2 protein-coding genes and 1 pseudogene are annotated in these 4,768 nt (G+C 73.3%); 2 read left to right on the top strand and 1 reads right to left on the bottom strand.

What is annotated here, in order from left to right:
- The first annotated feature begins 77 nt into the window (after nucleotides 1-77).
- Nucleotides 78-2,237, top strand: coding sequence for a RecQ family ATP-dependent DNA helicase (locus tag AOK08_RS23260; protein WP_055529410.1), 2,160 nt, complete (start codon nucleotides 78-80; stop codon nucleotides 2,235-2,237).
- Nucleotides 2,238-2,445: 208 nt separating this feature from the next.
- Nucleotides 2,446-4,128 carry a DUF4192 domain-containing protein gene (locus tag AOK08_RS23255; RefSeq protein ID WP_055529408.1) on the top strand — a complete coding sequence of 561 codons (1,683 nt, stop codon included), beginning with the start codon at nucleotides 2,446-2,448 and terminating at the stop codon, nucleotides 4,126-4,128.
- Between the two features lie 400 nt (nucleotides 4,129-4,528).
- Here AOK08_RS23255 and AOK08_RS46850 read toward each other — a convergent pair.
- Nucleotides 4,529-4,768: pseudogene (locus AOK08_RS46850) on the bottom strand (hypothetical protein); the annotation flags it as partial.

Below are 4,768 nucleotides of genomic sequence, written 5' to 3'. Positions count from 1 at the left end.
GCTGGGGGAGGGATGGGGCGGACGTCGTCAGGGCCGAGGATTGGGCCGTTGTCAGTGCCGTGCGGTTGCATGGGGGCATGAACAACCAGGAGCTACGTGACGAAGCCGACGCCATCCTCGCTGAGCTGGTCGGTGCCCCTGGGGGTTCGGCGCGGCTGCGGGAGGACCAGTGGCAGGCGGTGGCGGCCCTGGTGCGGGAGCGTCGGCGCGCCCTGGTGGTGCAGCGCACCGGCTGGGGCAAGTCGGCGGTGTACTTCGTCGCGACCGCTCTGCTGCGGCGGCGCGGCGCGGGGCCGACGGTGATCATCTCGCCGCTCCTGGCGCTGATGCGCAACCAGGTCGAGTCGGCGGCCCGGGCCGGCATCCGGGCGCGCACGATCAACTCGGCCAACCCGGAGGAGTGGGACACCATCTACGGGGAGGTCGAACGCGGCGAGACCGATGTGCTCCTCGTCAGTCCGGAGCGCCTCAACTCCGTGGATTTCCGCGATCAGGTGCTGCCCAGGCTCGCGGCCACCACCGGCCTGCTGGTGGTCGACGAGGCGCACTGCATCTCCGACTGGGGACACGATTTCCGCCCGGACTACCGCCGGTTGCGCACGATGCTCGCGGAGTTGCCGGCGGGCGTGCCCGTGCTGGCCACGACGGCGACCGCGAACGCGCGCGTGACGGCGGATGTGGCCGAGCAACTGGGCACGGGCGGCGAGGACGCTCTGGTGCTCCGGGGGCCACTGGACCGGGAGAGCCTGCGGCTGGGCGTACTGGAGCTGCCGGACGCGGCACATCGGCTGGCGTGGCTGGGGGAGCGGCTGGGGGATCTGCCGGGCTCCGGGATCATCTACACGCTGACGGTGGCGGCGGCGGAGGAGGTCGCGGCGTTCCTGCGGCAGCGCGGATATCCGGTGGCGTCGTACACGGGGAAGACGGAGAACGCCGACCGGCTGCAGGCGGAGGAGGATCTGCTGGCGAACCGGGTGAAGGCACTGGTGGCGACCTCCGCACTGGGGATGGGCTTCGACAAGCCGGACCTGGGGTTCGTGGTGCACCTGGGGTCGCCCTCGTCGCCGATCGCCTACTACCAGCAGGTGGGGCGTGCGGGGCGCGGTGTGGATCACGCGGATGTACTGCTGCTGCCAGGGCGGGAGGACGAGGCGATCTGGGCGTACTTCGCCTCGGTGGGCTTCCCGCCCGAGGAGCAGGTACGGCGCACGCTGACGGTTCTGGAGCAGGCGGGCCGGCCCTTGTCACTGCCCGCGCTGGAGCCGTTGGTGGATCTCCGGCGTTCCCGGCTGGAGACGATGCTGAAGGTCCTGGACGTCGACGGGGCGGTCAAGCGCGTCAAGGGCGGCTGGACGGCGACAGGGCAGCCATGGGCGTACGACACCGAGCGCTACGCCTGGGTGGCCAGACAGCGCGCCGCCGAGCAGCAGGCCATGCGGGACTACGTGGCGGCCAAGGGGTGCCGGATGGAGTTCCTCCAGCGGCAGCTCGACGACGAGAAGGCGGTTCCCTGCGGGCGCTGCGACTCCTGCGCCGGGCCCTGGCTCGACCCGTCCGTGTCGCCCGGCGCGCTCGCGGGCGCCGCGGGTGAACTGGACCGGCCCGGGGTCGAGGTCGAACCGCGCCGGATGTGGCCCTCGGGAATGCCGGCGGTCGGGGTCGACCTGAAGGGCCGTATCCCTGTGGGCCAGCAGGCGGCCACCGGGCGGGCGCTCGGCAGGCTGTCGGACATCGGCTGGGGCAACCGCCTGCGTCCGCTGCTGTCGGCGCAGGCCGCGGACGGGCCGGTCCCGGACGACGTGCTGTCCGCCGTCGTGACGGTCGTGGCCGACTGGGCCCGCTCGCCGGGCGGCTGGGCCGGCGGCGGTCCCGATTCGGTCGCGCGCCCGGTGGGAGTCGTCGCGGTGCCTTCCCGTACCCGCCCGCGGCTCGTCGCCTCGCTGGCCGAGGGGCTGGCCCGGGTCGGCAGGCTTCCCATGCTGGGCAGCCTGGCCTACACCGAGCAGGCCGACGAGTACGCGGCGCACCGGAGCAACTCCGCCCAGCGGCTGCGCGCCCTGGCCGCCTCGTTCACCGTGCCCGCCGAACTGGCCGCTGCCCTGGCCGCTGCCCCCGGCCCGGTGCTGCTCGTCGACGACTACACCGATTCCGGCTGGACCCTGGCCGTGGGCGCCCGCCTCCTGCGCCAGGCCGGAGCGGGCGCCGTTCTGCCGCTCACGCTCGCGGTGGCCGGCTGACCTCGGCCGTGTCGGCGGGTTTGGCTCCGGCGGGGAGACCGATCCGCGAAACCTCCCCGTGCGGCCGGCCGCGGGGAGGTTCGGGACGGTGTCGATCACTGCGGTGAACGGGGTGGTGTACGAATCCCGGCGCTGACCTTGACGTGTTCCTGGCCGAGGTTATCCACAGGCTCGAGCGGGATCGCGGAAACCGCGAGATCGTCACGGCATGACGAATCACAGCGAAACGCATCAGGTCACCCTGCGCACCCCGGCCGAACTGGCCGACGCCCTGCCGTATTTGCTCGGATACCACCCGGAGGACAGCATCGTCCTGGTCGCGCTGCACGACCGGGACGGGCGCGGCCGGTTCGGCGGCCGTGCCAGGCTCGGAATCCCCGCGAACCCGGACGACTGGCCCGCCGTGGCACGGCAACTGACGCACGGTCTGGTGACCGGGAGCGAGCGCAGAGGCGGACGGCCCGAGAGCGTGGTCGTGTACCTCTGCCAGGAGCCGGCGGAGGGCGAGGCCCGACATCACGTGCGGGAACGTCTGCGCCCACTCGCCCAGTCGCTGCGCACCGAGTGCGGCCGTCTCGACGTTCCGGTGGTCGAGGCTCTGTGCATCGCCGAGAACCGCTTCTGGTCGTACTGCTGTGTGACGCCCGAGTGCTGTCCGGACGACGGAGTGCCCATGGGCCTGCCGGGTACGTCGGTGCTGGCCGCCGCCGCGACCTATGCCGGTCTGCAGGTGCGAGGCACGCTGAGTGAGCTGCGGGCCAGGTTCCAGCCATGGGAGACCGCTGCGGCGCTGGAACAGGAACGCGCGCTCGACACCGCGAACGCCCGCCTGGTCCCGAGGATCCTCGACGACGCGAGCCGCGCCGACGTGGCCGAGGAGACCCTGCGACAGGCAGAGCGGGTCAGGAGCCGATTCGCCGACGCACCCGCTGTCTCCGGCACGCTTCTGGCCGACCTGCGCGACGACGAACTGCTCGCACACGACGAGGCCGCCACGCTGATTCTTGGGCTGCAGGACCGTACGACCCGGGATCGCGCGGCGGAGTGGATGGAGGGCGACGAGGCGGCACCGGCCCTGCGCCTGTGGCGGGCACTGGCCCGACGCTGCGTCGGGCCCTACCGCGAGCACGCCGCGGCCCCTCTGACGCTCGCCGGCTGGGTCGCCTGGTCGACCGGCGACGAACTGGAGGCCAGGGAAGCCCTGGCCATGGCACTCGGCGCGGACCCCGGCTACCTGTTCGCCCGCCTGCTGCACCAGGCCTGCAACGAGGGCCTCGACCCGGAGTCGATCCGCCGCTGCCTGCGCGCGGAACGCGGCGGTCGACCCGGCGCCGCTGCCGGGACGCCGGGAATCACGCCGGAGAACACGCGGATCGGGGCCGGCCACCCGTGCGACGACGCGGGCATCGACTGGGATGGGGACCCGGAAGGGGGCGAGGGAACGGCGAGGTTCGAGGGGGTGGCGAGGTGCGAGGAGTCGGAGGAGTTCGAGGGGTCCGAGGGACTCGAAGGGACGGAGACGTTCGAGGGGACGGAGGAGCTGGAAGGGGCGGAGAGGTTCACGGGCACGAGCGGCTTCGGCCGCACGAATGGGACCGCGAGTGACGGTTGGCCCGATGACCCCGAGGCCCCGATGCCCCTGGACGACGTCGCGGGACCCCCGTCCTGCTCGACGTCGGTCAGCGGCGCCGGCCGGGCGCTGGAGTCCGCCACGAGGCGCCGACGCCGGATGGTGGGCCCGGTGGACGACACCGACACGCGCCCCCGCGCCAGGAGGGCGGGCGGAACCCGTCCCCAGTCATTGGGCAAGCCGGTGGTCGTACGCCGGCGCGGCCCGGGCGCCGGGGAGCCCGCTCCCCGCGGCCACCGGACGAAGGGGGACGACACGTGAACAGGCGTACGGCGGTTCACGGGTTTCCCGGCGGTGGTCGCCCGTCAGTCGAACGGATCGGTGAGCGAGGGACAGCCGACAGGTCCCCGCACGGCGACGGGACGGGTGACCGGCGATCGAGCAACTGCCGTACACACGACCGGAGATTGACCGACGGCAGCGCGTCCCACGCACAACCGACCGGCGCCAGGACCGCTCACGGATGCCCCAACCTCCCGGCCGCAGCGGACAGTCGGCGCGGGCATCCGGGCACCGGCCGGACGTATGCTCCACCTCACCGCCATTCGGTCGGCTTGTCCCGCCGGAGGCGTGACTCGGGGAAGCCCTGGTCCGTTCACCTGGGTGGCGAAACCCGTGCACAGGCCGAGCCGCCGCGTCACCCCTGTCCTGCCGAAGCCCCCTACCGGGCGCCGAGCGCGCCCTCGGCGCCCAGAGCGCAGAAGAAGTTGCCCATGTATCCGCCGACCCCGCCCTCGGCCGCTGACGACGGCCGTCGTGCCGCAGACACCTCCGCACCGCCCTTGCGGGGAGGTGACGGCGGAGTACCCGGGAACGCCGGGGACCCGCGCGCCTCGGAGCCCCGTTTCCCGGGTACCGGACGCCCTTCCGCGGTCCCGGCGCGGGGTGCGCCGCCCTCGCT

It is taken from the genome of Streptomyces graminilatus, from assembly GCF_001418565.1.
GTDB classification, from domain to species: Bacteria; Actinomycetota; Actinomycetes; order Streptomycetales; family Streptomycetaceae; genus Streptomyces; species Streptomyces graminilatus.
Note: the sequence above shows the minus strand (reverse complement) of the source record. Positions and strands in the feature narration are given on the sequence as shown.

What these genes read in the sequence shown, in the direction of transcription:
- AOK08_RS23260 (WP_055529410.1), top strand. Translation starts at nt 78, where the DNA reads ATGAACAACCAGGAGCTACGTGACGAAGCCGACGCCATCCTCGCTGAG.
- AOK08_RS23255 (WP_055529408.1), top strand. Translation starts at nt 2,446, where the DNA reads ATGACGAATCACAGCGAAACGCATCAGGTCACCCTGCGCACCCCGGCC.